At 69.1% G+C, this 26,781-nt stretch carries 29 protein-coding genes; 9 read left to right on the top strand and 20 right to left on the bottom strand.

Going from position 1 to position 26,781, the window contains the following annotated elements; translation table 11 throughout:
- Nucleotides 1-34 precede the first annotated feature (34 nt).
- Together K9S39_RS41390 and K9S39_RS41395 are read left to right on the top strand one after the other, a co-directional pair.
- On the top strand, nt 35-538 hold the full coding sequence (locus K9S39_RS41390; protein WP_248868444.1) for a glycine-rich domain-containing protein: 504 nt from the start codon (nt 35-37) through the stop codon (nt 536-538).
- Nucleotides 539-1,086: 548 nt separating this feature from the next.
- Complete coding sequence (locus K9S39_RS41395; RefSeq protein ID WP_248868445.1) at nt 1,087-2,169, top strand: hypothetical protein; 1,083 nt, start codon at nt 1,087-1,089, stop codon at nt 2,167-2,169.
- Nucleotides 2,170-2,220: 51 nt separating this feature from the next.
- On the opposite strand, the gene K9S39_RS41400 is transcribed toward K9S39_RS41395, so the two are convergent.
- Nucleotides 2,221-3,282: a phosphotransferase gene (locus K9S39_RS41400; RefSeq protein ID WP_248868446.1), complete on the bottom strand. Its 1,062-nt coding sequence runs from the start codon at nt 3,280-3,282 to the stop codon at nt 2,221-2,223.
- A gap of 101 nt (nt 3,283-3,383) precedes the next feature.
- Between K9S39_RS41400 and K9S39_RS41405 the strand changes: the two genes are divergently transcribed.
- On the top strand, nt 3,384-3,824 hold the full coding sequence (locus K9S39_RS41405) for a GNAT family N-acetyltransferase (RefSeq protein WP_248868447.1): 441 nt from the start codon (nt 3,384-3,386) through the stop codon (nt 3,822-3,824).
- Nucleotides 3,817-4,761, top strand: a complete 945-nt coding sequence (locus K9S39_RS41410; protein WP_248868448.1) for a phosphotransferase — start codon at nt 3,817-3,819, stop codon at nt 4,759-4,761. Before K9S39_RS41405 ends, K9S39_RS41410 begins: the two co-directional genes overlap by 8 nt.
- Nucleotides 4,762-5,320: 559 nt before the next feature.
- On the opposite strand, the gene K9S39_RS41415 is transcribed toward K9S39_RS41410, so the two are convergent.
- Entirely contained in the window at nt 5,321-5,782 is a 462-nt protein-coding gene (locus tag K9S39_RS41415; protein WP_248868449.1) for an NUDIX hydrolase, read from the bottom strand.
- A 221-nt stretch (nt 5,783-6,003) separates the two neighbouring features.
- Between K9S39_RS41415 and K9S39_RS41420 the strand changes: the two genes are divergently transcribed.
- The 3 genes from K9S39_RS41420 to K9S39_RS41430 all read left to right on the top strand — a co-directional run bounded on the left by K9S39_RS41420 (nt 6,004) and on the right by K9S39_RS41430 (nt 7,083).
- Nucleotides 6,004-6,333 (top strand): chaplin family protein, encoded by a 330-nt coding sequence (locus tag K9S39_RS41420; protein WP_248868450.1) that lies wholly within the window; start codon nt 6,004-6,006, stop codon nt 6,331-6,333.
- 137 nt (nt 6,334-6,470) lie between these two features.
- A complete protein-coding gene (locus tag K9S39_RS41425) occupies nt 6,471-6,713 on the top strand; it encodes a hypothetical protein (RefSeq protein WP_248868451.1) in 243 nt (80 codons plus the stop codon).
- Between the two features lie 19 nt (nt 6,714-6,732).
- Nucleotides 6,733-7,083, top strand: a complete 351-nt coding sequence (locus tag K9S39_RS41430; protein ID WP_248868452.1) for a hypothetical protein — start codon at nt 6,733-6,735, stop codon at nt 7,081-7,083.
- Nucleotides 7,084-7,098: 15 nt separating this feature from the next.
- Here the strand turns inward: K9S39_RS41430 and K9S39_RS41435 are convergent.
- The 16 genes from K9S39_RS41435 to K9S39_RS41510 all read right to left on the bottom strand — a co-directional run bounded on the left by K9S39_RS41435 (nt 7,099) and on the right by K9S39_RS41510 (nt 23,660).
- A protein-coding gene (locus K9S39_RS41435; protein ID WP_248868454.1) for an IS5 family transposase occupies nt 7,099-7,979 on the bottom strand; the annotation gives its coding sequence in 2 pieces (ribosomal slippage) (nt 7,099-7,619 and nt 7,619-7,979; 882 coding nt in all).
- 150 nt (nt 7,980-8,129) lie between these two features.
- On the bottom strand, nt 8,130-9,410 hold the full coding sequence (locus K9S39_RS41440; RefSeq protein ID WP_248868456.1) for an IS701 family transposase: 1,281 nt from the start codon (nt 9,408-9,410) through the stop codon (nt 8,130-8,132).
- A gap of 524 nt (nt 9,411-9,934) precedes the next feature.
- Nucleotides 9,935-10,099, bottom strand: a complete 165-nt coding sequence (locus K9S39_RS41445; protein ID WP_248868459.1) for a hypothetical protein — start codon at nt 10,097-10,099, stop codon at nt 9,935-9,937.
- A gap of 102 nt (nt 10,100-10,201) precedes the next feature.
- Nucleotides 10,202-11,056 carry a slipin family protein gene (locus K9S39_RS41450; RefSeq protein ID WP_248868460.1) on the bottom strand — a complete coding sequence of 285 codons (855 nt, stop codon included), beginning with the start codon at nt 11,054-11,056 and terminating at the stop codon, nt 10,202-10,204.
- A 74-nt stretch (nt 11,057-11,130) separates the two neighbouring features.
- Nucleotides 11,131-11,403: a hypothetical protein gene (locus K9S39_RS41455; protein ID WP_248868462.1), complete on the bottom strand. Its 273-nt coding sequence runs from the start codon at nt 11,401-11,403 to the stop codon at nt 11,131-11,133.
- A 5-nt stretch (nt 11,404-11,408) separates the two neighbouring features.
- Nucleotides 11,409-11,987 (bottom strand): DUF5994 family protein, encoded by a 579-nt coding sequence (locus tag K9S39_RS41460; protein WP_248868463.1) that lies wholly within the window; start codon nt 11,985-11,987, stop codon nt 11,409-11,411.
- A gap of 582 nt (nt 11,988-12,569) precedes the next feature.
- Nucleotides 12,570-13,541 (bottom strand): C40 family peptidase, encoded by a 972-nt coding sequence (locus K9S39_RS41465; protein WP_248868465.1) that lies wholly within the window; start codon nt 13,539-13,541, stop codon nt 12,570-12,572.
- On the bottom strand, nt 13,538-15,352 hold the full coding sequence (locus K9S39_RS41470; RefSeq protein WP_248868467.1) for a hypothetical protein: 1,815 nt from the start codon (nt 15,350-15,352) through the stop codon (nt 13,538-13,540). The genes K9S39_RS41465 and K9S39_RS41470 overlap by 4 nt, the downstream gene beginning before the upstream one ends.
- Nucleotides 15,292-15,972, bottom strand: a complete 681-nt coding sequence (locus tag K9S39_RS41475; protein ID WP_248868469.1) for a hypothetical protein — start codon at nt 15,970-15,972, stop codon at nt 15,292-15,294. The genes K9S39_RS41470 and K9S39_RS41475 overlap by 61 nt, the downstream gene beginning before the upstream one ends.
- Before the next feature lie 28 nt (nt 15,973-16,000).
- Nucleotides 16,001-18,535, bottom strand: a complete 2,535-nt coding sequence (locus tag K9S39_RS41480; RefSeq protein WP_248868471.1) for an ATP-binding protein — start codon at nt 18,533-18,535, stop codon at nt 16,001-16,003.
- Nucleotides 18,535-19,146, bottom strand: coding sequence for a hypothetical protein (locus K9S39_RS41485; RefSeq protein WP_248868472.1), 612 nt, complete (start codon nt 19,144-19,146; stop codon nt 18,535-18,537). Before K9S39_RS41485 ends, K9S39_RS41480 begins: the two co-directional genes overlap by 1 nt.
- Nucleotides 19,143-19,460 (bottom strand): hypothetical protein, encoded by a 318-nt coding sequence (locus K9S39_RS41490; RefSeq protein ID WP_248868473.1) that lies wholly within the window; start codon nt 19,458-19,460, stop codon nt 19,143-19,145. The genes K9S39_RS41485 and K9S39_RS41490 overlap by 4 nt, the downstream gene beginning before the upstream one ends.
- Nucleotides 19,461-19,475: 15 nt before the next feature.
- Nucleotides 19,476-20,525: a conjugal transfer protein gene (locus tag K9S39_RS41495; protein ID WP_248868474.1), complete on the bottom strand. Its 1,050-nt coding sequence runs from the start codon at nt 20,523-20,525 to the stop codon at nt 19,476-19,478.
- Entirely contained in the window at nt 20,525-20,803 is a 279-nt protein-coding gene (locus K9S39_RS41500) for a hypothetical protein (RefSeq protein WP_248868475.1), read from the bottom strand. Before K9S39_RS41500 ends, K9S39_RS41495 begins: the two co-directional genes overlap by 1 nt.
- Nucleotides 20,804-20,827: 24 nt before the next feature.
- The gene (locus tag K9S39_RS41505) at nt 20,828-21,712 is read right to left on the bottom strand and encodes a hypothetical protein (protein WP_248868476.1); all 885 of its coding nucleotides are present in this window, start codon (nt 21,710-21,712) and stop codon (nt 20,828-20,830) included.
- Between the two features lie 673 nt (nt 21,713-22,385).
- Nucleotides 22,386-23,660 carry an alpha/beta hydrolase gene (locus tag K9S39_RS41510; protein WP_248868478.1) on the bottom strand — a complete coding sequence of 425 codons (1,275 nt, stop codon included), beginning with the start codon at nt 23,658-23,660 and terminating at the stop codon, nt 22,386-22,388.
- Between the two features lie 54 nt (nt 23,661-23,714).
- On the opposite strand from K9S39_RS41510, the gene K9S39_RS41515 reads away from it, so the two are divergent.
- Nucleotides 23,715-24,242 carry a helix-turn-helix domain-containing protein gene (locus K9S39_RS41515; protein ID WP_248868479.1) on the top strand — a complete coding sequence of 176 codons (528 nt, stop codon included), beginning with the start codon at nt 23,715-23,717 and terminating at the stop codon, nt 24,240-24,242.
- A 303-nt stretch (nt 24,243-24,545) separates the two neighbouring features.
- Here the strand turns inward: K9S39_RS41515 and K9S39_RS41520 are convergent, their stop codons facing one another.
- Entirely contained in the window at nt 24,546-25,295 is a 750-nt protein-coding gene (locus K9S39_RS41520) for an ABC transporter permease (RefSeq protein WP_248868480.1), read from the bottom strand.
- 11 nt (nt 25,296-25,306) lie between these two features.
- A complete protein-coding gene (locus K9S39_RS41525; RefSeq protein WP_248868481.1) occupies nt 25,307-26,239 on the bottom strand; it encodes an ABC transporter ATP-binding protein in 933 nt (310 codons plus the stop codon).
- A gap of 340 nt (nt 26,240-26,579) precedes the next feature.
- Here K9S39_RS41525 and K9S39_RS41530 point away from each other — a divergent pair, with 340 nt between their 5' ends.
- Nucleotides 26,580-26,759, top strand: a complete 180-nt coding sequence (locus tag K9S39_RS41530; RefSeq protein WP_248868482.1) for a hypothetical protein — start codon at nt 26,580-26,582, stop codon at nt 26,757-26,759.
- The last annotated feature ends 22 nt before the right edge of the window (nt 26,760-26,781 follow it).

The following is a 26,781-nucleotide window of genomic DNA, read 5'->3' on the forward strand; positions in this document are numbered from 1 at the left end:
CGCCACCACATCACCCAGCGAAAGGGAGTACACGGTGACCATCACAGAAGAGCACACGACCGGGCGGGAGGTGAACAGTGCGCGGGATCTCATCACCCCGGACGAGTTCGCCGGCGTCGTCGCGACGGTGCAGGCCAACAACCCCGACATGGAGCACGACGTCGCGGAGCGCATCACCGAGGAGGCGCTGAAGTTCGTGGCCACGGCGGCGGGATTTCCCGGTGAGCCCCTGCGGCTGTCCCGCGTGGTCGATGAGGGCTGGCACGCCCTCATACTGCACACGGGCGTATACGCGCGGCTGTGCCGGTCGCTGCACAGGTTCATACACCACATCCCCGAGCGCCCGGACGCCACCCGCCACGACCCGTCAGCGCTGCATCGAACGATGCACCGCATCACCGATGCCGGGTTCGCCGTCGACGTCACGCTGTGGCTTCCACCGACCGACGAGACGATCCCCGTGGCGGCCACCTGTGAGCACTCGGAGCCGCCGCCCGCCGGGTGCGGTGCCGACTGCTCCAACACCGGCCCGAACTGAGCCGCTTCACGTCTGAGTGGGCCCCCGTCGTTGCTCTCGCGGCGGCGGGGGTTCGCCGCTACGGTGGCGCCTAGGAGGTGGGCAATGGAGCGATCCGCCGACGGAGCCCGCTGGTTCTTGCCGTTCATGTACGAGCTGCCGAAGTCCCGTTGGCCGCGGCGGGTACCGGCTTGCCGTGTGCACCCGGGCATAGCGCCGGTGCGGGTGCTGGGCGGCGTCTGGTACTGCCCCGGATGCGCCCGCAGTCCTCGCACATCATCCTGACCAGCACTTGGTCGAGCTGCTGGCCGAGTTGACGTTGCAGGGCGCCTTTGAGCTTGTCGCGCTCGGTCCGTAGCTATGAGATCTCCTAGCGGGCCAATTCCAGGTTGGTCTTCAGACCGTCCGCGCTGGCTACCTGGCCGAGGCGCTCTCCCGGCGCCTGGGCCACCGGATCACCCGCGAAGAACTTGGACTTGGTTCACCGACCGGCGGCGAAGATGACAGCATCGGTCTGACGCTGGACTTCGGTCCCATCGAGACGCTCATTGCCATTCGGGGAGGCCGATGTGAACCGCCGCCGATTCCTCGCCGCCTCCGCCTACTCCATGGCCGCTTCGGCCCTCCCGCTGGAGAGCGTCCAGGAAGCCGCCGCCCGCACCCGCACCGTCAAAGGCGGCGCCGTCGCCGGTCACGCCGACGTCGCAGCCGTGCGCGACATGGTCCGCCTCTTCATGGACATGGACGGGCGCCACGGCGGCCAGCACGGCCGCGCCGCATTCGTGCAGTACCTGATCACTGATGTCCGCGACCTGTGCCGCGCCCGCTTCAGCAGCGAACAGGCCCGCGCCGAGGCGCTTTCCGTCGCCTCGGCCGCAGCCCATCTATGCGGCTGGAAAGCCTACGATTCGGGCGAACAAGGGCTCGCACAGCGGTACTACATGCAGACCCTGGGGCTCGCCCGGGAGTCCGGAACCCCAGGCCAGGACGGGTTCGTGATCCGGACCATGTCGCAGCAGGGCATGAAGCTGCACCGGCCCGAACACTGTCTGGCCCTCGCCGAGACCGGCTGGGATCGCGCCAAGGGCCGGGTCGACTCGCAGGTCGAGGCGCTGTTCGCCGTCACCCACGCGCACGCGCTCTCCAAGACCGGCCAGCGCCAGGCCGCGCTGGCCGATGTCGACCGTGCCCACGCCGCGCTCGCGGCCGGCGCCGACGACGAGGCGCCGTTCTGGGCGCTGGTGTGGGGACCGCCCGCGGCCACCGTGCACTCCCGTACGGCGAAGGTCTTTGAGACGCTTGGCGACCGCCGCAACGCCGCGAGGCAGTACGCGATCGCGGCGGCCAGCCGACCTGGGACGACCTACGCGCGGATCATCGCCCTCGACCTGGTCGCCCAGGCCGAGCAGCAGGCCAAGCAGGACAGCATCGAGCAGGCGTGCGCCACCTGGCGCCGGGCGATTGACACCATGGCTGGGGTGAAGTCCACCCGCACGCTCAAGGCCGTCCGCTCTCTGCGCTCCGACCTCCGCCCGTACCGGGCCCGCGGGGTGCGGGTCGCGTCCGACCTCGACGAGCGAGCCCGCGTCTTCCTCGCCCACCATGTTGACACGAGTTGTGTGAGAGACCTGAAGGAGCCCCGCTCGTTCTAACTGCTCCAGCGCGACCGCGAACGGCAGCTCTCCGCCCGCTGACGAGAGGAGTCAGCAGGCGAGGGCGGCCCGCAGTTCATCCTCGATCGCGTCCAGGTCGGTGAGCATCCGGGTGGCGGCCTGCGCCCGCAGGTCCCAGAACCGGGCGTAGATGGACCGGCCGGGCAGCTGCTTGTCCCCGTACAGCGCGTCCACCCCGAACCAGGAGGTCAGGTTGTGCAGCAGCGCCATCCGCGCGCAGTACACCAGCTCCCCGCGGGCCTCGGCGGGCACCTCCTGGGCGTACGCCAGCACTCCCGCCACCGCGGTGGCCCACCAGTCCGGCGACTCCACGACCGTGAACGGCTCGAACATGACCCGGCCCAGCTCCCATGTCGGGAACGCGACCCGCGCCTGGAGGTCGATGATGGCCGCCAGGTCCTCCTTGGCATCCCACAGCAGGTTGGCGCCGGTCGCATCAAAGTGGACCACTTGCTCGCGCGGGGCGGCCGGCAGCCCCGCCTGCACCGCGGCCAGGTCCCGCAACTGGGCGATGCGCTCAGCGACCTGCTCGCGCCGCCGCAGGTCATCCTCGGACAGCTCCGGAACCGCGTCGATCAGCTCCAGCAACCGCTCGCCCCGCGCGGTCAAGTCCTCAGCCGATGTCTCCCACCAGTGGTTCTTGTTCGGCTTGTAGGAGCTCACGGGGCATGTCTCCAAAGCGGTGTGGAGCCGGCCGAGCGCCGTGCCGATCTGGCGGCTGTGCGTCGCGGTGTACGGCGTCTCCAGCGAGGCGGCATCCACCCAGTCCCACACCGACAGAGCCACCCCGCCGTGGCGAGCGATGAGGGCGCCGTCGCGGTCGGGGTGCACGGCCGGGAACGGGCTACCCGCGCCCCGGCCGAGCTCCATCAGCGCGATGCGCCCCTCCATCACACCCAAGTCGGCGCGGGCCGGATACGCCTTGACGAACACCCGGCCCCGCCCCGTGTCCGCCACCGCGTTATCCGTCTCGGTGCCCAGCGGGACGATCTCCACCCGCGCGTCCATCAGCCCGTACCGCTCCGCTAGGACGGCAGCGATCTGCTCGGCGGAAACCTCGCCCGGCGAGGGCGACGAAGACAGGTCAGGCACAGGCGCCCCCGGCACCGAAGCAACGTCACACAAGGCCCGCCAGCCTATCCGCCCCACCGCCCCAGGCGGCCCCATTTCCCACCCAACGCAAGGATCCGCCTATGGACGTTGGCCCGGCCAACCCCGACGATGCCGTCGCCCTCGCCCTCGCCGAACTGACCAACCAGGATCTCGCCGGACCGTGGTTTGCCGAGTTGCACGCCCACATCGCCGACGGACTGACCACCGGCACCACTCTCGCCGCGTACGTCGTTGACAACCCCGCCGGCGGGCTGGCCGCCTGCGCTCTCGGCTCCATCCACCAGGGGCTGCCCGGCCCCGGCTACAACGGCCGCACCGGCCACATCCACCTGGTCGTCACCGCCCCCGCCTTCCGCCACCGCGGCTACGCCACCGCTGTCACGACCGCAAGCTGCAATGCAGCGTCGCGGCCGGCGACCGGCAGTGGGTTATGGACGCCCGAGCGGTGGCCCATGCCCTCGCCTACCGCGCGACCACGGGTTCCGGGACGGAACCCCCGAAGGGAGAAGTTTGATGGATAACCCGCACTGGCAGTTCGTGAAGAAGCGTACCGCCGACCCCGGCGGCGCGGTGTACGTCAACACCGACGGCACCCGCTACCGGCGCACCGGAGGGCCGGCACTCGCCGCGGAGGCCGCCTTCCAGCGACAGCTCGCCGAACACGGCTACCCGGTCCCGCGCATCCTGGACGACGGCGTCACCGACGACGGCCACGTCTACGTCGTGGAAGAGTCGCTGGGCGAGCGTTCGCTACACGACGTGGCCCTGGAGAGCCTGGATGGCACACGTGCACTGCCCGACACGGTGGTTGATCTGGCAGCCGAGGTCGGGGGCCGGCTGCTGCGGGCCCAGGCCACGCACGCGGTAGCCGCCGACCCCCAGGCGCTGCGCAGGTGGGTGCGAACCGCGGGGTGGACGGACAACGTCTTCGCCGAGAACCCCGACTTCAACAGCGATCGGGTGCAGGCGGCCCTGGACCAGGCGGTCACCCAGCTCACCGGCGTCCCACTGGTCCGCGGACATCTCGACTACGGCCTGCCCAACGTGCTTCCAGCCGGCGTCATCGACTGGCAGCACCACGGCCTGGTGCCACACGGCTACGACGTCGTCCTGGCCCTGGAGATCGTTCCGTTCAAAGGCGGCACGAAAGGCTACGCGGCCACTGACCAACAGCGACACCGCTACCTGGAGGCGCTGAACGAGGTGGCCCGCGCCACCACCGGACACCCCCTCAGCCAGCTCCTGGGCCCCTACCTCCTGGTCAAAGCGCTCTTCTTCCTCGCACTGATGAAGCCCACCGACCACGCACGCACCGACAAGCACCTGAAGTGGCACTACCGCCGGCACCTATTCATGGAGGTCCTGGAGCAGTATGAGCGCACCGGAGCAGTCGACCCCGCCCGCTTCCCCACCCTGGACGACTTCACCGCTCGGCACGACGCTGCCGGCCATCCGTGACCGCGACTACCTATGCCCCGCCGCCACCCCAGCGCTTCCAGCAGCGGGCAGTCTGTGAGACTGGGTGGGCCCGGCGGCTGGGTTCTGCGTCCGGCCGATGCTGCCGCCGCCGGGCCCTCGTCGGCGTGTCGGGCCCCGGGCACGAGTAGCCTTCTGAAGAGGCGCTGAGGCTCGGCGACGAATTCCCGGGAAGCCGGAGACATGAACTTCCGCCGGCAGGACGAAGTCGAACGCGTGTAGGTTCCGGTCAGTGTTGTCGGCCGGTGATGGCCTGACCTCCGGCTTTGGCTGGTTGTCTCGACGTTTTGTCGGTGGTTTTGTCCAACCGATCTGTCGAATTCCTCGGGGTGGGGAAGTTATCTCGGGTCCCAGAACGTCGTCAGGCGTGTAGACCAAACTAGTTTGAGTGTCTGTGCAGGTCAGAGGGCCTTTCTGCTAACTTCCATCCATGCCAGACGAACGGGATCCCGTACGGAGAGCTGATCGCCCTCTGTTCCGTCTCCGTTAGTTCGGAGAAGTGAGCCGGATGGCGGTCAAGCGGGCCAGGTTGATGGTGGCGTCAGTGCTGGATGAGGCCGCCGACCGAGACGGGAGGGACGTGGCCGGTTGCCGGAAGGGTCCGCGCCAGAGCGAGGCCGATGTCGACCAGCGACGACCGGCGCAGGCCAGCCACGTCGGGGATCGGAGTCCAGACGGACTCGGGGGTTTCGCCGCTCGGCTCAGGCCGGAGTTGGCCGCCGGTGATGCGGACCCGGTAGAAGATGCCGACATTCTGGTGCTCTGGTCCCCCGGGGACGGTGCGTTCGGCGGCGGGGATCACCCTTGAGTCCACGCCCAGCAGGCGTTCGACCATCGCGTCGCAACCGGTCTCCTCGGCAACCTCCCGGATCACCGCGTGGAACGGATCCTCCCCGTGCTCGACCCTGCCGCCCGGGAAAGTCCAGTTGTTTGAGACGTGATGGGCGAGCAGGACCCGCCCGTCCTCGATGCACACGGCGTACGCCGCCAGCCGAAAACTCATGCCCGTACCTCCCACCGGACGCTATCCCAACGTGCAAGATCCGCGTATCGCTAGGGCGTGTCCGACGGATTGGGCGATCGCGCCATTGGGCAAGGAGCTAGCCACCGGAGGCCACCGCTCGCTGCGCCGTGTCGTCGTCGGTGATTCAGTCGTTGCAGTGGACAAATGGGACAGTTTGCCATTCGTGGCTGTCGCCGGGCGGATGGATTGGAGGGTGGCGTATGGGTGCGGCGACGCGGGCCAGGTCGGTGCGGCGGCAGGCGGTGCTGGTCGGTGCGGGATTGGGCGCGGTGGCGTTGTCGGCGGTACCGGCGCACGCGGTCATCGGTGTCGGCAACCCCGCGTTCAGCAACACCTGCGCCAAGGCGGGAGGCCCGCGGGCAGCCGGTGCGACGGCATCCAGCAAGGGGACCTTGACGGGCAACGCCGGGCATCTGCCGGTCGGGCTGCCCCGCAACCACTGCGGCAACAGCGGCCTCACCTGCATGATCAGCAGCGACGAAACCATTACCGCGGACAGCAGCGACGTGGGCGTATTGTCTCTCGGGTGATGCTCGTGCTGTGGCGCGCTATGTCCACCGGCGGGCGTGAGTAGTGATGACACCGGTGCTTGCGGACCTGGCGGCGGACGGCCTGCCAGTGGAGGAGTGACTGGCGGCGACTGGTCGCTCCGCCGCGCTCCAGGACCTTGTCGACGGCGCCCCGGGGCGAGCCCGCCGATTCGTCCGCGGATCCCGCCCTCGCCGCGCTCCTCCGCGTCGTCGACGACCTCGCCGCCAGCACGCACCAGGTCGGGGAGCTGATGCTCGAAGTCGCCCCCGCGTACCTGTTCGACACAGCGGCGGCCGACGTCCTCGCCCCGCTGTGCGACGCGATCGGCGAGGAACTCCAGCACGGCCTAGGGCCTGTCCGACGGATCATGTTCGGGTAGGGCTCGGTAGGTTGGCCGCATGTCTTCTGCACTTATTGTTGGTTACGACCCGCAAGCGATACCTGGCGTCGACGGAGAGGCTCTTCGCGCGGCGCTCGATGCGGAGCTGGCCCGGTTCGGTGAGCACGGCATCGACGCGGCCATGACGCTGATCGTGTTCGACGAATCGGCCGAGTCTACCCTCGTCGCATCGTTGACCAAGCAGTCGTGGGATGTCGTGGTCGTCGGCGGCGGGATCCGCAAGACCGAGCCGCTGCTTCCGCTCTTCGAACAGATCGTGAACTTGATCCGGCGCCATGCGCCCCAGGCCGCCATTGCGTTCAACACCAGTGTCGGGGACAGCGTCGAGTCGGCACAGCGGTGGCTCTGAATCCCGGCCGCCTGATCACGTCCTGAGCCACAGTCGGATCGCGGCAACGGTGACGGTGCCGTGGAAGACGTAGGCGCGCTTGTCGAACCTCGTGGCCACGGCCCGGGAGTTCTTGAGGGCATTGATCGTCCGCTCCACTTCGTTCCTGCGCTTGTAGATCGTCTTGTCGAAGCCGGCGGGCCGTCCGCCCTTGCTGCCGCGGCGTTGGCGGTTCGCCCGCTGGTTCTTCGGCTCGGGGATGGTGTGCTTGATCTGCCGTCGCCGCAGGTAGCGGCGGTTACGCCGGGAGGAATAGGCCTTGTCGCCGCCGAGGCGGTCCGGTCGGGTGCGGGGGCGTCCGCCGCTGAGCCGACCGACACGGATACGTTCCATTACGGGGATGAGTTGCGGGGCGTCGCCCCACTGGCCCGGAGTGATCAGCAAGGCCAGAGGGCGGCGTCCGCCTTCCCCTGCGAGGTGAATCTTGCAGGTGAGACCGCCCCGGGAGCGTCCGAGTCCCTCATCGGGGCGGTGCTGCCGGGGCGTGCGTCTTTTCCCGGCACCCGCGGGGATCTCTTGCGTGCTCCCGCGGCGTGCTGGTGGGCCCGGCAGGTGGTGGAGTCCACGCTCACCATCGACCAGTCGATGCGGCCCTCGGCATCCGCGTCGGCCAGGACGGCCGCGTAGATCTTGTCCCACGTGCTGTCCGCCGACCAACGTCTGTGCCGCTCATATACCGTCTTCCACTTCCCGAAACGGGCAGGCAGGTCCCGCCACGGCACCCCAGTCCGGTTCCGGTACAGAATCCCGTTGATGACCCTTCGGTGACTGACCCAACGGCCACCGCGCTGCCCGGACTTCGGCAGATGCGGCTTCAACCGGGCCCACTCTCCGTTCGTAAGATCTCCCCGCCCCATGAACATGCCAACGGACCGGAGCGTGAGAAGTCACATGATCCGTCGGACAGGCCCTAGTAGGACTCCGTTAGGTCTGTCTCGATCTTGGTGTCATGTGTGTCCTGGTGGGCAGGCGTTGTTGGCAGGTGGTGCAGATGCCGGTCCAGCACCTCAAGACGTCCTGGAGGGCGTCGAGTACTTGGTAGAGGGTGAGACCGGCGTGGGCCCTTTTGGGGCCAGGCGCTGTTCGGTGAGGAAGGCGTGGGCGGCGGTGACGAGGGTGACGTGGTGGTGCCAGCCGGGCCAGGAACGGCCTTCGAAGTGGTCCAGGCCCAGGCCGTGCTTGAGTTCGCGGTAGTCGTGCTCGATGCGCCAGCGGACCTTGGCCAGGCGGACCAGGTCAGCGATGGGTGTGTGCGCCGGTAGGCTGGACAGCCAGTAATTTGTGGGTTCCTCGCTGTCTTCGGGCCATTCGATCAGCAGCCAGCAGTCGGGCAGGATTCCGTCCCACCAGCCCTGTTCGGCTGAGGCGGCGGCTCGGATGGGGCGTTCGACTGCCTTGCCGGCCGGGCGTACACGCACGGCGGCGAAGCGGGAACGTAACTCCCCTCGCGAGCCTTGCCGCCACGTCACGGGGGTGAAGGCATCCGGCCCAAGGCCTGAGGCGAGAGCTGCCACGGACGGTGCGGGTTCCCGGTATCGGGGCTGGGGCCGGCAGCCGACGGTCCCGTTGCGGCGTGGGGTCACGGGTTTCGCGTCGAAGGGGTGGGCGGTCACATCAGCGCGGACGGCCAGCACGTAGGCGAGTTGGCGGTCGGACAGAGCCGCCCGCAGGTGCGCGTTGGTGCCGTAGGCGGCGTCGGCCACCACGACTGGTGGTGTCATGCCCCAGGTGGCGAGCGTGTCGAGCATGTCCAGAGCCAGGCGCCATTTCTCGCGGTGTGTGACCTCGGGCGGGATGCGGGTCCTGGCCCGCCGATCGGTGTCCCAAGCCCACTCCTTGGGCAGGAACAGGCGCCATTGCAGCGGGCAGGAGGCGGTGTCGGTTGCGGCATGGACGCTGACCGCGACCTGGCAGTTCGCCCGTTTCCCCAACGCTCCGCAGTACTGCGGAGCCACCCCGACCGACATCCGGCCGTCCTTGGGCACCGACACGTCGTCGATCACCCAGGCGGTCGGGCCGATCAGTGGCAGCATCCGCTCGGCGATCCGCCGCTGCACCGGCACGGGATCCCACGTGGACTGGTTCACGAACTGCTGCAGGTTCTGCTCGTTGCCGTCCGGCAGCCGCAAAGCCATGGCCTGGACGGACTTGCGGCGACCCTCCAGCATCAGACCCCGCAGATAGCAGTCGCCCTTGGCCCGCTGGTCCTTGCGCGGTACTGAGGCGAACACATCCTCCACGAACAACGCCAACTTCGCCCGAACCCGGTTCACTTCAAGTGCATCCACACACCCAACATGCTCCTGATCTAGCACAACAGGAAGACCTAACGGAGTCCTACTAGGCATCGGCAGGAAGCCCTAGTTCGGAGAAGGTGTGTGAGGCACGTCCGCACTCCGGTACGTGCCTCATGACTCTCCGAGGGTTCGTCAGGCACGTTGGTCACCTGCGAGACGGCCCGCGTGCGGGCAACCTCGTCACGGCCGTAACGACGAGGTCGCGTCCCCTGACGGAATCGACGGACTCGGGTCAGCCAGGGACGTGCAGTACCGCCCACTCAGCTCCCAGTAGCTGCCTCTTCTCGACCAGCCCCGAGCCGAGCGGCACGTACGGGACGAGCGAAATGGTTCGGTCGAACCGTTTCGTGGACATGCTGGTGCGCGTCGAACAGCAGCCCAGGAAACGTCTCAACCGAAACAGTTCCTGCTGGGCGCCCGGCCGGGTGTTTCGATCGAAACACCTACGGGCCAGCGTGTGTCACGTGCCTGCACCGCTGATCGGCGGTCTGACCTGTGCGTACAGCCTGCGAACCCTAGACAAGCAGGCCGTACGGGGCGAGGCCTGCATCGACGACGTAGTCGAACTCCCGGCGCTGGGATACCCGGATGGGCCGCCGCCCCATCCGGGCCGAGCATCCGCGCGCCCGCACGTCACCGTCCGGGTTCTCGTTGCCCGCCAGACGCTCGACGTCTTCCAACTCCCACCGTCCGAAACTGGCCTGCCTTCTGCTCGCGCGCCGCCTGTTCGAACTCGTCCACCGTCCAGCCGCACCGGCTGGCCGGTGGCGACGGGGATCGGCTCAGGCCGGGTGCGGGACCGCGCCGGGCCTGTTGTTCGGTGCCGGCTTGCGGCCGGGCTTGGCGAAGTCGACCGGGGTCGGTTCCGCTGCGGCGGCCGCGGATTCCCTGCTGAGGAAGGAGCCCAGTTCGCCGATGGTGCTCATCAGCGGGGCCGGGAAGACGACCGTGGTGTTCTTGTCGACGCCGATCTCCACCAGGCTCTGCAGGTTGCGGAGTTGCAGGGCCAGGGGGTGGGCCATCATGGTGTCCGAGGCGTCCCCGAGCGCCGCCGCGGCGAGCGATTCCCCTTCCGCGTTGATGATCTTTGCGCGCTTGTCCCGCTCGGCCTCGGCCTGGCCGGCCATCGCGCGCTTCATACTGTCGGGCAGCTGGATGTCCTTGAGCTCGACCAGGGTGACTTCCACGCCCCACTCGGCGGTGGCGACGTCGAGGATCTCGCGGATGTCGAGGTTGATGCGGTCGGTCCCCGACAGCGTCTCGTCCAGGGTGTGCTGGCCGACGACCTTGCGCAGGGTGGTCTGGGCGATCTGGTTGGTCGCGGCGTGGACGTTCTCGATGGCGACGACCGATTTCACGGCGTCCACGACGCGGAAGTACGCGACGGCCGATACATCGACGCTGACGTTGTCGCGGGTGATGATGCCCTGCGACTGGATCGGCATCGTGACGATGCGCAGCGACACCCGGTGCAGGACGTCGACGACCGGAATGATGGTCCGCAGACCGGGAGCTCGGGTGCCGGCCAGGCGCCCGAGCCGGAAGAGGACTCCTTTCTCGTACTGCTTGACGATCTTGAGGGCCATGGCCAGTGCCAGCAGGGCGAGAAGGCCGATGAGAGTGATCAGAAGCTGCATGTGCCGTTCCTCTCGATGAGGACCCTGCGGATACCAGCGGGTCCTGAGCGGGGTTCCTGGAGGTGTGCGTCGGTTCAGTGTCCGTGTGCCCGACGGATCCGGCGCCGCGGGCGCAGACGTCCGCGGCCCCCGTCCCGGTGGTCGCGGCGGGCGGGCACGGCGGGCGGTTCGGACCGGCCCGGGATCGGTTGTTTGGTACTGCTGCGAGCGCCTCGGTCGCCGGGCAGGAACCGGCTGTAGCGGTGGAGCGCGATCCGCTCGGCGTGCTGTGCGTTGAGCCGCTGGATCACGTGTGCTGCTCCGATGATCAGGATCAGCAGGACGCCGATGGTCAGGGCCGTGGCCATGATGGTCACATCCCCACGACGAGGCGGCAGGGCTGGGCCGGAACGGCCGTGTGGGTCGAGGACGCGCCGCCCTCGTACTCCCATGTCTCCTCGGGGTCTTGTGCCCGGTCGGCTGCCGAGTCGCCGTGGCGGGCTTCCTCCGCCGCCATGAGTGCGCTCGCGGTCAGCTGCGGGCCGGTGCCGTCGGTGGCGGCGGCCATGAGCCGTGCTACCGCAGCGGTGCCGGTGTCCGGGGGGATCACCAGCAGATCCCAGCGGCCGACGCTGTACGACAGCAGCAAGATCTTGTGGGGATCCTGCGCGGCCTTGAACCAACCCACCTTCACTACATGTCCGTTGACAGGCACCTTGCGTGGGAGGACCGGCCAGTGCTGGGGGTTGACGGCGATGCGGGTGATCCGTCCCCACAGGGGGGCCCGCATGTCGAACAGGGCGGGTAGTTCGCGCAGCAGGTCGCGGGAGCGGGGCCACCAGGCACCGTCCAGGAGCCCACGGGTCGTGCCCGTGGCTTTCAGCGTGAGGCGAGTGGTCGGAGCTGCGAGAAGCTCGTGCTGCGGCAGGGGATGGTCAATGGTCGCGGACATGGCGCGGACCCGTCTTCAGATCGCGGTCCGCGGACAGCGGCCTGGTGTCTTTGCTCACCGAGAACGACATCAGCGCGGCAGCCGGTGTGCGAAATGCTCTCGATACCTCCAGGTTACTCCTCGGTGGGCCCCAACGGACCGCGCGGAGAGACCAGTTCCAATACGCCCCTGCTCCTTCGTACTCACGCTCCCATCACTGGCCTGGAGATTCACGGAACAGCGAGCAGAGCCATTTTCAAGGAGCCACAACGTCCACGGGGATCCGGTCGAGACCGGCCTCGACCAACCGCCCGTCGGCCCGCCGGTACGTCGCCCGCACCGTCCGACTATCTGTCGCGTGCTTTCGTCTGAACCGGTCCCCATGGTCGCCCCTTCGTGTCCGAAGTCTTCGGCACCAGGACACTGGCCACCACCAGCGGTAGCCTGAGCAGGAAACCGGGCAAACCAAACGACAAGACTGGACCGCGGAGCGTCAGCATGACGCTTGCCCCGTACCGAGTAGAGACTCAGCCGAGCCGGTGGACGACAAGTTGATGACAAATCACTTGGACAACGACATCTCTATTCGGAACCTACAAGAATCTATGCAACGCGGCGGATGTCCCAGGCGTACTGTTCCCAGTACCCCGACAGGCTGATGATCTCGACGCGTTTCCCGGGCCGTGGGGCGTCGATCATGCGGTTTCCGCCGGCGTAGATCCCGACGTGTCCCCAGCCATCCTTGTTGAAGATGATGAGGTCGCCGGGCTGCATCTGGTCGCGCGGGACGGACTTCCCGACGTGGCGCTGTTCCTGTGAGGTGCGCGGCAAGACGACCTTGTGGCCGGTTCCTTGGTAGACCGCGTACGACGTCAGCCCGCTGCAGTCGAACCCTCCGCCGGACGGCCCGTTGATGGTGCCGCCGCCCCATACGTAGGGGACGCCGAGCTGGGTGTACGCGGCCTTGACGATCGCGTTGGAGGTAACGTCAGCGTTCGAGTCGATCCCGTTGGGCTGCGCGGCCGCGTACGTCTTGGCCTGGGCGAGCACCTTCTTCACGTACCAGTCCGCGTGGTTGTAGGAGTAGATCGCCTTGTATATCCCCTTGCTGGTGCCGGACTTGGCGCCGTTGGCGCACAACATCCGCGCCGCCGCATACACCGCGTCGGTCGGATCCCACGGGCTGGGCGGGTTGGCGCCGCCGGGCGGGACCGGGTACGCGTAGCCCTTGAATGTGGTCGGTAGGAACTGCATCGGCCCGACCGCGCCCGCGTACGAGCGCATGGTAGGGTGGCGGGCGTGGTCGGTCTCGACCTTGCCGATCGCGGCGAGCACCGTCCAGTCCAGCCCACGGCACGCAGCTGGCGCCGCCTTTCGATAGAGCGCCAGCATGTCCGGCGGTATGTCGCCCACCGCACCGCCCTGCGCCGAGATCTGGGACCCGGCCGCTTCCTCCTCTTCCTGGTGGCCGGCCGCGCCGTTCGCCACAGCAGCAATGAATAGAACCAGGACCCCGATCAGCGCGACCGCCCCTGCACCGAATCCGACACCGACCGCGATAACAGGCTTCTTCACGAGCGCCTCCTTGGCTGCCTGGGGCGGGGCGGCACGGGACGGCGAGGCGGCGCGGGCGGCGGGACCGGTTGGTTGGCCGCGGCACCACGGGCACGGATGCGGTGCAACCGCTGTTGCAGACTCGCCTGCTGGCTGGACGCCGGCGGTGTCAGCGGCCGCTGCGGCACCATCTGCGGCCGACGGCTGCGGCGCGGCGCAGCGGTGGGCGCCGGGTTGGGCGGCCGGCCCGGCGTACGACGCGCCGCCGCGGAGAGGGGGCCGGTGGTTCGGCGGGCCGATCGGCCCGCGGGGCGGAAGGGCTGCGGTGGCAGGCCGCGGCGGGCACGGACGCGGTTGCTGATCCAGCGTCCGCCGATGCCGCGCCAGTACTCGTCGGCGAAGTCACGCACCTGCGGCTCGTACAGGTTCCTGGCGTCGTCGAGGCGGGTTTTGAGCTGGGTGGCCGCGTTGGTGACCTGACCGGGCACGGCCTGCGCCGCGGCGGCCGTGCGACGTGCGGCACGTGGCCCGTAAACGGGCAGTCCCACCGTGCCCTTCAGGCCGACGCGGCCTGCCCGCATGCCGGTTCGGGCTCCGGCACGTACCGCTCGTTCGGTGCCGCGCGCGAGGCTCCCTGCGCCCTTGGCCAGGCGTCCAGTGAGCGCGCGGGCGCTGCCCGCGCGGCCCAGACCGCCACTGACCGCCCCGGCGGTGCCGCCGGTGGCAGCCATCATGCCGAGCATCAGCGCGGCGCCGCCGATTTTGCCCAGTGTGCCGCGCCGACTGCGGGTCCCGGCGCCGAGGTCGGAGGGAGCGGAGGCGCCGCCGAGTTTGGATGCGCCGACGTGGGCCTTGAGCCGGGCGGCCATCTGCTGCGAGCGGCGGATCAGCCGCTTGCGGAAGATGATCGCGCCGACGCACAGGATGTCGACGGTGACGAACCGGACGACGATGCCGCCGGGGATGTCCTGCGGTGCGGCGGAGACCACGGCGGTCACGGCCACCGTGAACGCGGCCAGGCCCAGCACGAGCAGGATCAGCAGGGCCAGGCTGCGGGCGATGGCGGCGCCGCGCGACCACAGCCACGCCCGGCCCGGTCCCGGCAGGGTGCCGGCGATCAGCGCGCAGCGCAGCAGCATCGCCTCGAAGGCGAGCCACACCTGGGCGGCCAGGTAGCCGCCGGCGATGCCGACGATCAGCGCCCAGACCAGCAGGGCTGCGAGCAGCATGAAGAAGGCTCCCGCGAGCTTGTCCGCGGATGCCTTCTTGGCTTCCTGGGCGTTGCCGGTGACGCAGAGTTTCTCGAACTCCTCGTCGGGCTTGCTGCCGAAGGTGTCCTGGGCCCACTGCAGCGCCTTGTCCCTGACGATGTCTTCGATCTTGCCGCCGATCCCGGGCAGGATTATGTCTCCGCCTCCGGGGATGTCCCTGATGGTCTTGGTCTGTTCGGCGACCGCCTTGTTGTAGAAGGCTTGCTGAATTCCCAAGGACGTGAAGCGCGACGCGCACTTGTCCTTGGTGTCGTCGGTGAACGTCTGGCCGTAGGTGAGCACCATGCTCGGCTGCACGACAAAGGCTTTGACGAGTTCGTCGGTGATGGGCGTGGTGATGTCCGCGGCGGTGTCCTCTGTCGCGCGCCCGGTGGGGTCCTCGTGGCCCATGACGATGGCGGCGACCGCGACGCCCAGATCGCGCGCCTTGCCGACAGCGCCGTCCGGACCGAGCAACGTCTGGGGCGGCGAGGCGAGGCTGGTGACCGCGAGCGCCGAGATCAGCAGGGACGCGGTGAGCTCGCCCCAACCACGGGAGCGGTCACCGAAGAAGAAATCCACGCCGCGACGGTGCCACTGAAGGCGAGGAACAGGCCCGGCAAGCCCAGCTGGAGCAGGACGCTGTTATAGAGGGAGTCCGACACCGCCAACGCCGGCTTGAGGAGCAGCGAAGCCAGCTTGAAGCCGAGGGCCCAGGCGATCAGCCAGCAGGCAAACGCCACCAGCCACTTGACGCACATGAACAGCAGGCTCGTCAGCCACGCCTGGACCTTGAGGTCCCAGTCGGACCACTCACCGCTCTCGGCGTAGATTTTGAACGCGCTGACGGGGATGCCGTGTTCGTCCGTGACGTGGAAGCTGTCGAGAAGGTCGTCCTTGCCGATCCCCAGTCGCTTCAGCTTTTTGCGCAGGCTCTCCTTCTTCTCCCGCAGCGCCTTCCTGGCGGCCGCCTTGCCCTGCGCGGTGTCCTCATAGGCGACTCCCGTGCGCCCGTCCGGCGTCGGCCTCTGGTCTTTCGCTCCGGGCTTGGCGGAGTCGGAGGGGGCAGGCTGCGCGCTGGTCGATACGGAGGGCTTGGGCTCAGGGGCCGCGGCCGCATGGGCGGCCATAGCCGTGGTGAGGATGACCGCGGTGCACAGCACCAGCACCAGCCGCCAGGCCCCCCCCGCCGCCCTATCCATGCCGTCTGCCCGGCCAGGCGCAGCCACCTCATGCCGCCATCGCCGGGTCGGAGTGGATCGCGGTGGCGGCCTGCAGGTCGGCGGGGATGACGACCTGCATCCCGCCGATCCGCCCGTACAGATCCCGGTGCAGGCACTCACCGGCCCGCTGCGCCCGGACCTCGTCGGCGACGTCCATGGGGGACAGGCGGGTGGTGACCAGCTCGACCAGGTCCTCGTCGGTCGGATCGAGGTCGAGGAACGCAAGGCCGCGCTTGGCGAGGGCGACGTCGGTCTGCCGGAACAAGAACTTCCGGGGAAAGAGCCCACGGATTACCTGCCCGGTAGCCGTCGCCTCCGGGCCGATGTCCTCGCCGTCGTGCGACCCGACAAGGCAGCCGGCGTTGTGCTTGCGGCCGTCGCGGACGAGTTCCAGGAGCAGGGCCATGCCCTCGGGGGAGGAGGTCAGCCACCAGCACTCGTCCCACACCGCCACACAGAACTCATGGGGATTGGCGAAGCAAATTTCCCTGCACAGCGCCGCGATGAGATACAGCGCCGCCCGGCCGAAAGTCTTCTCGAACTCCAGCGTCGACAGCCGGTCGGCTGCCAGCTCCTGTTCCTTGGGCAGCACCAGGTTGGCGGTGGCGAAGACGATCGAATCGGCCTTCGACGTGTCCACCACCGGCAACGCCGGGTCGAAGATGGTGCGGGCCAGGTCCTTGCGGGCAACCGCGGCCAGCTTGCGCGCTACCGCGTTCGAGGTCGCATCGCGCTTGCCCCGTGCCTGCAGTTCGCCGACCAGCGCTGCCATGGACGGCGCCGGCCCGGCCAGTGTCGCCTCGATCGCCTCCGACAGCACGATGCCCTGGTCGCTCATGGGGCCGATGCCCAGCAGCAGCGTCAGGAACGACTCCGTACGGCGCTGCGCCTGGCCGGCGTCGCGGATCGTGCGCAGCGGATCGAGGGAGACCTGGGCCTGGTCGTCGATGGTGATGACCTGGTTGGTGCCAGGGCACGTCTTGGCGTAGCGGACATGTTCCTGCTGCGGGGTGCGGTCGACGATGACGGCCCGCCCTCGGCTGCCGGGCCGATCGGCTTTGCGGCCGGCGGCGAGGATGGTGTAGACGGCGGTCTTCATGGCGACGCTCTTGCCGCCGCCGAGTTCACCGATGAACGCCGCGGAGGCGGATGCGGACTTCTGCGGGCCCAGTGACCAGTCGGTCAGCACGGGCCGGGTGCCGCCGCCGGACAGCTGTAGGCCGTACAGCGGCCCCTTGGCATCGCCCAGCGCCGATCCACCGAAGGCACCGGCCATCGCGAAGTCCCGCGCGAGGAGCACCTGCGCGTAGGACAGCATCACCTTCGGAGTGCGGGCACCAGGCAGCATCCCGTAGAACAGCCGCTCCTGCTCGCCCACGGGGCGGATGAAGGTGTAGTCGTCCTCCCCGAAGTGGGTCTTCAGGTCGGCGGCGCGGGCTTCGGCTTCGGCCGGGGTGGTGCCCCAGACGCACAGCGTGCCCATGGCCTGGACCTCGACCTCGGACTTCGACCGGGTTACCGCGCTGCGGAAGTCCGCCATGTCGTCGGTGGCCTCGTGCACGTGCGACGGCACCCCGGAGGCCTCTCCCTCGTACTCGCCGGGCTGGTTCGCCAGCTCATTGGCCTGTCGGCCGGCCTTTTTGTTGGCGACGGCGCCCGGGGTGACTTTGAGGCGCATCACCCAGTCCACCGGGAAGCTGTACTCATCCAGGGCGGCGAGGTATTCGCTGCCGGGGAAGATGAACCGCTCGGGCATCTCGGCCAGCGACAGGAACGTCTGGTAGGACTCGCCCCATTCGGTGCTCACCTGCAGCCAGCGACGCCCGAACCGGCCCTTGTCTTGGGTGTCCTCTTCCTGACCGGCATCGGCGGGAGCGGCGCTCTCCGCGAGAATGACCTGGCCCAGCGCCGCAGCTCCGCGGCCGCGGCCCCGGCCTGTGCCCTGATCCGGTTCGGGCAGCAGGGGCTCCAGGACTCCGCGCCGGGCGCTGTGTCCGTAGATCCACAGGATTTCCGCCTCGGTCGTGGGCCGCAGCGTGATCGTGGAGGGCCAGGTCCCGGCGAGGGCGCGCGCCTGCTTGAGCCGGCGCTCCTCTTCGCGGGCGCTGACCGGTGCGGGCAGCAGGCCCAGCTGCAGGGCGATTTCCGCGCGGGCCGCCTCGAACGCCATGCCGGCGGCCTGCTTCTTGCCGCCGGCGGGCAGCGGGACAGCCAGCCAGTCCACGCGGCTGGTCAGCTCCATGCACTCCAACTGGTCCCACACCCGCGTCGCCAGCTGCGCGTAGCGCTCGCTCGCAGCCAGGTCGACGCCGTCGGTCATCTTGCGCAGCACCGCGGCCGGGTCGACCTGCGGGCACAGGCTGAGCAACATCGACTCGCCGTGCAGCTGCTTGACCAACGACTCCAGGGCACGCAGCCGCCGTTCCTTGACGGTGCGGGAGGACTGGGCGTGCCCGCTGCCCTCCACCCGCCACAGCGCCCAACAGGTGCCGTGACGGGTCCAAATGACATTTCCGGCGATGTGCCGGACGGGAATCCGCATTACTGCCCCCGCTCGTTCGTGTTCGTGGTGGTCTGACCGGCAGTGCGGGCGGCGAGCAGAGCGCCCACGCCCGACGTCACCCGCACTACAGGCGCGTCGGCCACCGGCCGGTCGGTTACTACGGCGATCTCCGGGGCAACGTCGCGCACCGGCTTGGCGGAAGGGGCGCCGGCCTCCGCCTGCGTCGCCGCGTTGCCGTTCGCCGGCTGCCAGGTCAGCGTGCAAACACCCACCGCCGCGCCACGGCGGGGCCGGCGCACAGGGCGGCCGTCCATCCGGCCGGACGATCCGCTGACCGCCAGGCCAAGGGCGCTGGCCGCCACGGCGAAGGGGTTGCGGCCATCGACGTGCACACGCCCCACAACCAGCGCCAGGGCGTAGGGCACACCGAGCAACGGCAGGGCATCGAGCAGGCCGTGATGCGCCCACAGTCCGGCGGTGAGCAGCAGCACCGCCAGGGTGGCTGCCGCCACGATGATCTGCGGCCACGTGTAGGGGCCGCCCCAGATCCGGCCGCCGCCGGGCCAGGTGCCGACGACGTTCTGGTGTCTGCGGGCCTTCGTGTAGCAGCGGCCGATCAGCGGCTCCGGAGACGAAGCGGTGGTGCTCATCGCCGGTCACCGCCGGCCGGGCCGATGTGGTCGACGACGCGGACCGCAGCGGCGTTCGTCTTGCCGGCGGGGTTCTTGATGTCCTCGCCGATCTTGTCCCGCACCGAGGCCATGTTGACGACGATGGCCAGCACCACCGCACCACCGATGGCCGCGACTGCGGCCTTCATCACGGACTTGGTCTGCCCCCACACAAAGGCGATGGAGACGACATACATCAGCCCCAGCACGCCCACCAGGAAGAAGTTCTTGAGCTGGGAGACGAGGGTGTTCGCGTCGGAGATGGCCCCTGCCATCTGCATGAGCCCGTTCATGAGCCCTGCCCTTCCTTAAGAATCTGAAGAGTTGTCGGATGTGGCCAGGGCGGGCGCGGCTTCGAGCGAAGCGACTTCCCACCGGCCGTCCCGGGCGCGCAGCTCGATCGCGTAGGTCATCGGCCGGCCGCTTGTGTGCTTGCTCTCGCCTTCGACGTCGACTAGGAGCCGGCGCTGGACCCCGTCGGGCGGTGTCTGGGCTTCGGCGCCCTCGGCCGGCCCCTGGCCGTGGTCGGCGATCTGCGTCACCGTCACCGCTGTGTACGGAGCGGGCCGCACCGCGTGCAGCGTCGTGCCGGGGGAGAGGTAGCGGTCCAGCTCACCGCGGCCCGTCAGGTACGCGGCCAGGAAGCCGTTGATCGTCTGCATTGCCGGGTCGGACGCCAGCGGAGCGTGCGTCGAGCCGTACGACAGCTCGGGGGCCGCGCCCTTGGAGCCGGTCGGGGCTGCGACCTCGGCAGGCAGCGCCGCCGCAGTCCATCCCGAGGCCGCGCCGTTGGAGCCGGCCGTGGCCCGCACCGGCACCTGGAAGTAGCGGACGCGGCCGCTGTCGGAGTCCTTCGCCGAGCCGGTGATCCGCGCGGCCACCGTCACCGACCAGTAGCCGGACGAGATCTGCCGCACCTGCACCGCCGACGCCGACTCCGCGCGCTCCGCCCCGCCCTCGGCCGACCACGCCATGGATCGGGCCGCCGGGTAGAACGCCGCGAGCTCTTCCGCGGCCGCATCGCTCTGACCCGCCTTCACGTAGGCGGCGACGTACATCTCGGCAAAGCCCGCCGGAGCCACCGCGTCCGACGACGCGGGCTGCGCCCGCGGTGCCTCCGCCCGTGGGGGAACGGTCACCGGCTTCGTGGTGGAGGCCAGTGCCAAGCCGCCGAGAAGCGGGCCGGCCAGCAGCAGGCCCCAGGCGCTCCAGCGCGCCAACGCTGTCCAGTTGGCCATGGCTCCCGTGGACGTCGATGTGGTGGCCCATCCGGTGTCCACCGCCTCGCTGGAGGCAAGGCCGGTACGGGAGTCGTCGGGGAAGTGCTCGGGGGCCGGCCTGGCCCTGCGCAGCCGCATCACAGGTGCCGCCCGGCAGTCACGTGCGCGGACAGGGGGGTCAGCTCGGCGATGCGGGCCCGCAGCTGCGCTTCGGGCCGCTGCTGCAGTGTGCGCAGGGACGCCAGCACCGCGCCGATGTCCTGGTTCAGGAAGCGCAGCAACCGCTGGTGGATGGAGGTGTCGAAAGGACGATCGACCAGAGCAGCGCCCAGAGCGATCAGCCGGCGCTGCGCGGTGGTGACGCGTACCTCATCCTCGTCCGCTTTCGAGAGGGCGGACGGCCGGGTGGTGGACATAGCGGGCTCCTTCGGCCGGGGTGGTCAGGCAGCGGGTTGAGCGGTGGATCGGGTGGCGGTCTTGAGGCGCGCGACGGCGCGGCTGCGGCGGCGCTGCCAGGTGCTGACGCTGGTGCCGGCGGCGCGGGCAGCGTCGTGATCGGGCAGGGGAGCCGGGTTGCTGCGGTAGTGCCCTGCGATGGCGCGGGCGTCGGCCTCGCTGAGGGCACCGTCGTCCATCGCGTCCAGGACCAGCTCCAGCAGTTGCAAGCGCGCAGTGGTGAGGTCTTCCTCGGCCGGGGTCTCATCGAGACCGGCGGTGGCTGCGGCGCAACGCACCATGCAAGCGCAGGCGGGGTCGAGGGGATCGGCGAGATCCTCAGCGACGTTCAGGGCCGATCCACGGGGTTCGCGGTCCGCGGCCAGGTCGTCCAGGATCCGTCGCAGTGCATCGAGTGCGAGGTTCGCGGCCGGGCGGCCGGGGCGGCGGTGCACCTTGCCGCTGCGCGCGATCTCGAAGAGCGCGGCGATGACCATGTGGCCGACGTCGTCGAGGGTGCGGCCACCGAAGGGACGGATCTGTCCGCGCGTGATGCGCACCGCGGCCGGGACCATCGCCTGCACCACGATGCGCGCGGCCAGGATGGCCGATCGGCCATGGCCGGCCGCCCGGTCGAGGAGGGCGCGCAGCACCGCATCGGTCAGCGCATCGCCCGTGGCCGATTCGGTCGGACGCAGCGCGGCGAGGAGCTGTTCGGGACCGAGGGCGCGCACCCAGGAATCGGTCACGGCCGCGACCTCGACGGCCAGGCAGTCGGCCATCAGCCATCCGTAGACGGCGCCTCGCACGCCAGGGTCTGCGCACAGCTCAGCCCACTCCGCGTCCAGACGACGGAAGATCCCGGGGGTCGTGTTCGGGGTCGTGTTCACGGCACCGCTCCTTTCAGCTCGTGCCGTGAACTCTCCTCATCGGGGCGTGCCCAAAGGCATGCCCGCAGCCCTAAAACAGCAGGTGGGAGGCATGCCCATTGAATGGGCATGCCTTTTGACGCCCTAGGGCAGTCCTGAGCGGGACCTGGCCGCCGGCCCTGGGCATGCCCTTCGGGCAGCGAGGGCGTGCCAGGGCAGCCCTGTCCTGTGGCGGCGCTGTTCCTGGGCATGCCTGCTCCCGCCCCCTGCTGTGGCCCTGGGCATGCCCCGGAGGATGGCCGCGTGCCCGCGGCGGGCGGCGGGCAAGGGGGTGGCCGATCCGGACGGAGCAGCGGCCACAAGGTCCGTGGCCGGTTCGCGCGGCCCGGTCATGGCCGATGGCGCCCGACCGGTCATGGCCGATGGCCGGTCGGCAGGTCGTGGCCGATCGGCCATCCGAGACATCTGATCGGCCACCACGTCCCGGCAGGCGGCCGCGCAAGCCGTGGCCAGCGAGACGCGACGGGGAGACGGGAGCCGGCCGCCGCGATGGATGAGCGCAGGGTCCTTGTCCGGTCTTAAATGATCTGGCTCCGAGTCGGGCTCCTGACCTGCGGCGACCAGTTCAGCTGAGACGTGGAGATGCTGGGAATCTCATGTGATGTGGTCCCGGGCGTGAATGCCTAATGCTGTCTCAGCCGATCTGGTCCGGCTCTGCTGTTCCGTCCAGCCATGCGGCGACGTCCGTGATGACCGCCGCGTCGACGTGCTGGGGTGCCATGTACCCGGCGGGCGTCGACGGTCCTGTCCCTGGGAAGAAGAGGTGGTCGTCGGCTTCGTGGATCTGGATGGTGACGTCCGGACGCCCGGCCAGTCCCTCTCGCCAGAGGGGCAAGTCGTGCTCGACGGTGACCTGGTAGTCGCGGCCGCCCTGGAGGATCAGCAGCGGCTTGTCCAGGTCGGCGGCGGTGGCAACCGGGTCATAGGAGCGCAGGTCCAGCCAGTACGAGGCAGGAAGGCCGAAGGGCAGGTCCTCTCGGGGCGTACGGGGTGACAGGGCGGTCTCGACGGTAGCGGCCTGACGGGTGATCTCCGCGAGGGCCGCCTCGGAGTGCGGGCCAGGGTCGAGGGCGGCGAGGTGGCCTACGACCCGGACGGCTGCCCGGTGCATGGGCTCGGCGTCACCCGCCAGGATCACGACGCCCGCCACGGACGGCTCGGTCTCGGCGACCCGTGGGGCGACCTTGCCGCCCATGCTGTGCCCGGCGACGAACACCCGGCTGGGATCGACGCACGGCTCCTCCTGGAGCAGACGGACAGCGGCGACGGCGTAGGGGACGTACTCACGTGTCATCGTGAAGTCGTCCGCGGCGGCCACCTCCGCCGGGTGCGTGAAGGTCACCTTGTCGTGGCGCAGCACCGCCACGCCGCGGCTGGCCAGACCCCAGGCGAGGTCCTTGAGGGGCTTGTTGGGTCCGCTGGTCGCGTCCCGGTCGAAGGGACCTCCGCCGCTCAGTAGCACGCCCCCGGGCCACGGGCCGTCGCCACGCGGAACGGTGACGGTGCCGGCCACGGCGAGAGCACCGGCTCCGACCGTGACGTCGTGTTCCTCGAAGGAGTCCGGATCCGCGTAGGAGGGCGCCGTCCATGGCTCGCAGGCAGGGGGCGCGAGCCGTAGCCCGTTCAGCAGGCCGGCGGAGTCGACCGACATGACGGCGGTGAACTGTCCCCGTTCGCAGACCACGGGAACGCTGACACGGGTCAGGTCTGGCCGCAGGGGCTCGCTGGATGGTTCGCCGAAGTCCGTGATCGGACCGGTTCCCGCGGTCTCGGCGAGCCAGGCCGTCTGGAGTATCTCGGCGGTCAGTGCAGCGCGCAACGGCGGGGTGAACAGCGCAGCGATCTCCCTGAAACGGCCATCGCGTGCCCACTCGACCACCAACACGGCGGTCTCCTTCGCAGTCTGCATCGCATCACCTTTCTTAGATTTTGAGAAAGGTAGCATGCATGAGAAAGTTGGGTCATGGACACCTTGGAACTCCTGGCGCATCCTGTCCGCCTCCGCGTGGTCCACGCACTGCGCGGCGGGCGGGTCCTGACCACCGGGCAGCTGTGCGCCCTGATCCCGGACGTGTCCAAGGCGACCGTCTACCGGCACGTCGACCTTCTCGCCGCGGGCGGCATCCTCGACGTCGCCGACGAACGGCGGGTGCGGGGCGCCGTCGAACGCTGCTACCGGCTGCGGCAGGAACAGGCGGGCATCGACGCGGAAACCGCGCGTGCGCTCACCCCGCAGCACCACAAGCGGGCATTCGCTGCCGCCATGGCCGCCCTGGTCGCGGAGTTCGGCGCTTACCTGGAGCGCGAAGACAGCGATCCCGCGGACGACCTCGTCGGCTATCGGCAGCACGCGATCTGGGTCAGCAGGGACGAACTCGTAGCATTGATCGGCGCGATGCAAGCCGCCATCGCGCCCCTCCTCGCCAACGAACCCTCGCAGGAACGCACCCGCTACCTCCTCAGCCCCATCCTGTTCCCCGCCGAACAGTAAGTAGCTGTTGTCGTTCCGATCTTGAGGGGTGTGCGTCGAACGGGAGTCTCGATCGGGTGATCGCAGCTGGCCGCGGGCATGAGAACAGGGCCTCTTGGTAGTCATCCCGGGCCCTGTCGGTCCCGCCCCGTGGCCGGGAAAATCCGGTGTGGTGCCCGTCCGGAGGACGTCGATTGAGCTCTCGCGTCAGCGGTTCCGCGACTTTCAGAACCGCTGACGCTCCTGACGCTGGAAGTCAACTGCAGGCGCGGCCCTGCAAGGCAGCCCGGTCCGGTTACACCGCCGCTTCGTTCCAACCGAGTGTCAGGTGCGGGGTTCCCAGCGGAATCTGCGGGCCGCGATCCAGGCGAACAGAGCCGTCCACGCGATCGCCAGCGCGCTTCGGATCAGCGCACCGCCCGCTGTCAGCTCACCGGTCCACCCAGAGCGGATCAGGTCGACCGTCGGTGACAGCGGCGCGAGCAGCAGCGCGTCGCCGAGTGCCTCGGGCAGCACCTCGCGGGGGATGTAGATCCCGGAGATCATCGGCAGGATGAAGATGGCCGGGAGCGTGGCGACCAGCACGGACTCGACAGTCCGGCACATTGCCGCCGTCGCGGCCGCCATCGCCGTCATCAGCACGACACCGGTGAACAACCCGACGGCCGCTGCGAGCGGTTGCCGGGGCGCCACACCGAACATCACGGACAGCACGGCCGCGATCGCCACGATCTGCACCACGGCGATCGTGATGTACATGGACGCGCCGCCGGCGAGGATCACCGGGTCGGATACCTCTCCCGTACGCAGCCGCTTGAGCACCAGCTCCTCCCTGCGCGCCACGTACAGTCCGGTGACGGACGAGTACAGCGAGAAGATCATCAGAATCCCCGCGGCGGTCGACACCATCAGCGGGCCCGGGTTCAGGCCGTGCTTGTCGAGCTCCATCTGGTCCTGCACGAACCGCATCGACACGAGGAGCATCAACGGCACGAACAGCACGAAGATGTAGTTCGCCTTGATCCGGTTGAACAGCTTCCACTCGATACGGAACAGGGCCTTCATGTGCCGCATGGCCAGACCGTTCACTCCGCCTCCCCTTCCTGGCTCGCGATGCTGATGAAGGCCTCTTCGAGGGAGGCCGGCCGCGCGGTGAACCGGTCCAGTGTCACGTCATGACCCTCGGCCCAGGCGAGCAGCCGCGTGGCGTCCTGCTGCAACTGCCCGGTCCTGATGGTCACCCGTCTGCCCCGCTCCTCCGCCGTGCCGCTGACGGGCAGGTCGTGAACGGTCCACTTGTCCGGCAGACCGAACGACAGCGTCGACGAGTGGTCGGCGACGATCTCCGAGACGGTGCCGGAGGCGGCGATCCGCCCCCGGTGCATGATCGCCAACTGGTCGGCGAGGGCCTCGGCTTCTTCCAGGTAATGCGTGGTCAACAGGATCGTCGTGCCCCGCTCCTGCATGCTCCGGATGAGTCGCCAAGTGGCGTGGCGGCCCTCGGCGTCCATGCCGGCGGTCGGTTCGTCGAGGAACAGCACGTCGGGATGCGACAGCGTGGCGACGGCCAGATCGAGTCGGCGCCTCTCGCCTCCGGAAAGGTTCTGCACCATCACGTCGGCGCGGTGGGACAGCCCGACGAGTTCTATGGCCTCGGCGACCGGGCGCGACCGGGAGGTGAGCCGGACCCACATCTCCACGCTTTCCGCCACCGTCAGATGGGATATGAAGCCGCCCTCCTGCAGCATCGCCCCCGTACGGGGCCGGATTCGGTCCCGGTCGGCGACCGGGTCGAGGCCGCCGAACAGACGGATGCGGCCGCGGTGCGGGACGGCGAGGCCCTCGAGGAGCTCGACTGTGGAGGTCTTGCCGGCGCCGTTGGTGCCAAGGAGGGCGAACAGCTGCCCGGGCCGGACGGTGAAGCTGACTCCGCGTACGGCGTCGAACGCGTTCTTTCCGCGCCCGTATCGGCGCCAGACGTCATCGGCGTGGATATGACTGGATTCCTCTTGGGTCATGCGTCCTTCCTCAAAGGAATGGGCAGGGGATGAGCGGATCCTTTCACACGCATCCAAGGGGAAGCGAGGCGCGAAATTGCAGATTCCGTGAAAGTGACGCGAGACATCCGGAACCTCAAATCCCGCCAAAATAATTACAGTGTGACGCCTATCACATGGGTAAATACTTGATCAAGTCGAGCTGGTCGTACATATACTGACGGCACGTTCACCGGCGGCAGGAACTGACCGTCCTCCGCCCGGTGCCGCGGACACCCCGATGCTTCGTCGCCCGCCCTCCAGGTGTGGCCGTGCCGGGCCGTCCACGCAGTCCACGTGTTCTCAATCAAGGGGGAAGTTCATGGTCCTGGACAAGGCGAATCAGGGCGCCTCGCTCGAGGGTTTCGTTGCCGAGTGCGGCCCCGAGGCGCGCGTCGCGCCCATCATGGCCACTCCGGCCATCTTCACGCAGGCCACCGGCAAGGCGGCCGCGATCGTCGGTGCCGCCGCCGTCGGGTACGTGACCACCAAGGTCAAGTAGTACCTCGCGGCGCCCATCACGG

Source organism: Streptomyces halobius (assembly GCF_023277745.1).
Classification (GTDB): Bacteria; Actinomycetota; Actinomycetes; order Streptomycetales; family Streptomycetaceae; genus Streptomyces; species Streptomyces halobius.

Coding starts and splice junctions, on each gene's coding strand:
- K9S39_RS41405 (WP_248868447.1), top strand. CDS start 3,384: ATGGACGTTGGCCCGGCCAACCCCGACGATGCCGTCGCCCTCGCCCTC.
- K9S39_RS41410 (WP_248868448.1), top strand. CDS start 3,817: ATGGATAACCCGCACTGGCAGTTCGTGAAGAAGCGTACCGCCGACCCC.
- K9S39_RS41415 (WP_248868449.1), bottom strand. CDS start 5,782: ATGAGTTTTCGGCTGGCGGCGTACGCCGTGTGCATCGAGGACGGGCGG.
- K9S39_RS41420 (WP_248868450.1), top strand. CDS start 6,004: ATGGGTGCGGCGACGCGGGCCAGGTCGGTGCGGCGGCAGGCGGTGCTG.
- K9S39_RS41430 (WP_248868452.1), top strand. CDS start 6,733: ATGTCTTCTGCACTTATTGTTGGTTACGACCCGCAAGCGATACCTGGC.
- K9S39_RS41450 (WP_248868460.1), bottom strand. CDS start 11,056: ATGCAGCTTCTGATCACTCTCATCGGCCTTCTCGCCCTGCTGGCACTG.
- K9S39_RS41455 (WP_248868462.1), bottom strand. CDS start 11,403: ATGGCCACGGCCCTGACCATCGGCGTCCTGCTGATCCTGATCATCGGA.
- K9S39_RS41460 (WP_248868463.1), bottom strand. CDS start 11,987: ATGTCCGCGACCATTGACCATCCCCTGCCGCAGCACGAGCTTCTCGCA.
- K9S39_RS41475 (WP_248868469.1), bottom strand. CDS start 15,972: ATGGATAGGGCGGCGGGGGGGGCCTGGCGGCTGGTGCTGGTGCTGTGC.
- K9S39_RS41480 (WP_248868471.1), bottom strand. CDS start 18,535: ATGCGGATTCCCGTCCGGCACATCGCCGGAAATGTCATTTGGACCCGT.
- K9S39_RS41485 (WP_248868472.1), bottom strand. CDS start 19,146: ATGAGCACCACCGCTTCGTCTCCGGAGCCGCTGATCGGCCGCTGCTAC.
- K9S39_RS41490 (WP_248868473.1), bottom strand. CDS start 19,460: ATGAACGGGCTCATGCAGATGGCAGGGGCCATCTCCGACGCGAACACC.
- K9S39_RS41495 (WP_248868474.1), bottom strand. CDS start 20,525: ATGCGGCTGCGCAGGGCCAGGCCGGCCCCCGAGCACTTCCCCGACGAC.
- K9S39_RS41500 (WP_248868475.1), bottom strand. CDS start 20,803: ATGTCCACCACCCGGCCGTCCGCCCTCTCGAAAGCGGACGAGGATGAG.
- K9S39_RS41510 (WP_248868478.1), bottom strand. CDS start 23,660: ATGCAGACTGCGAAGGAGACCGCCGTGTTGGTGGTCGAGTGGGCACGC.
- K9S39_RS41515 (WP_248868479.1), top strand. CDS start 23,715: ATGGACACCTTGGAACTCCTGGCGCATCCTGTCCGCCTCCGCGTGGTC.
- K9S39_RS41520 (WP_248868480.1), bottom strand. CDS start 25,295: ATGCGGCACATGAAGGCCCTGTTCCGTATCGAGTGGAAGCTGTTCAAC.
- K9S39_RS41525 (WP_248868481.1), bottom strand. CDS start 26,239: ATGACCCAAGAGGAATCCAGTCATATCCACGCCGATGACGTCTGGCGC.
- K9S39_RS41530 (WP_248868482.1), top strand. CDS start 26,580: ATGGTCCTGGACAAGGCGAATCAGGGCGCCTCGCTCGAGGGTTTCGTT.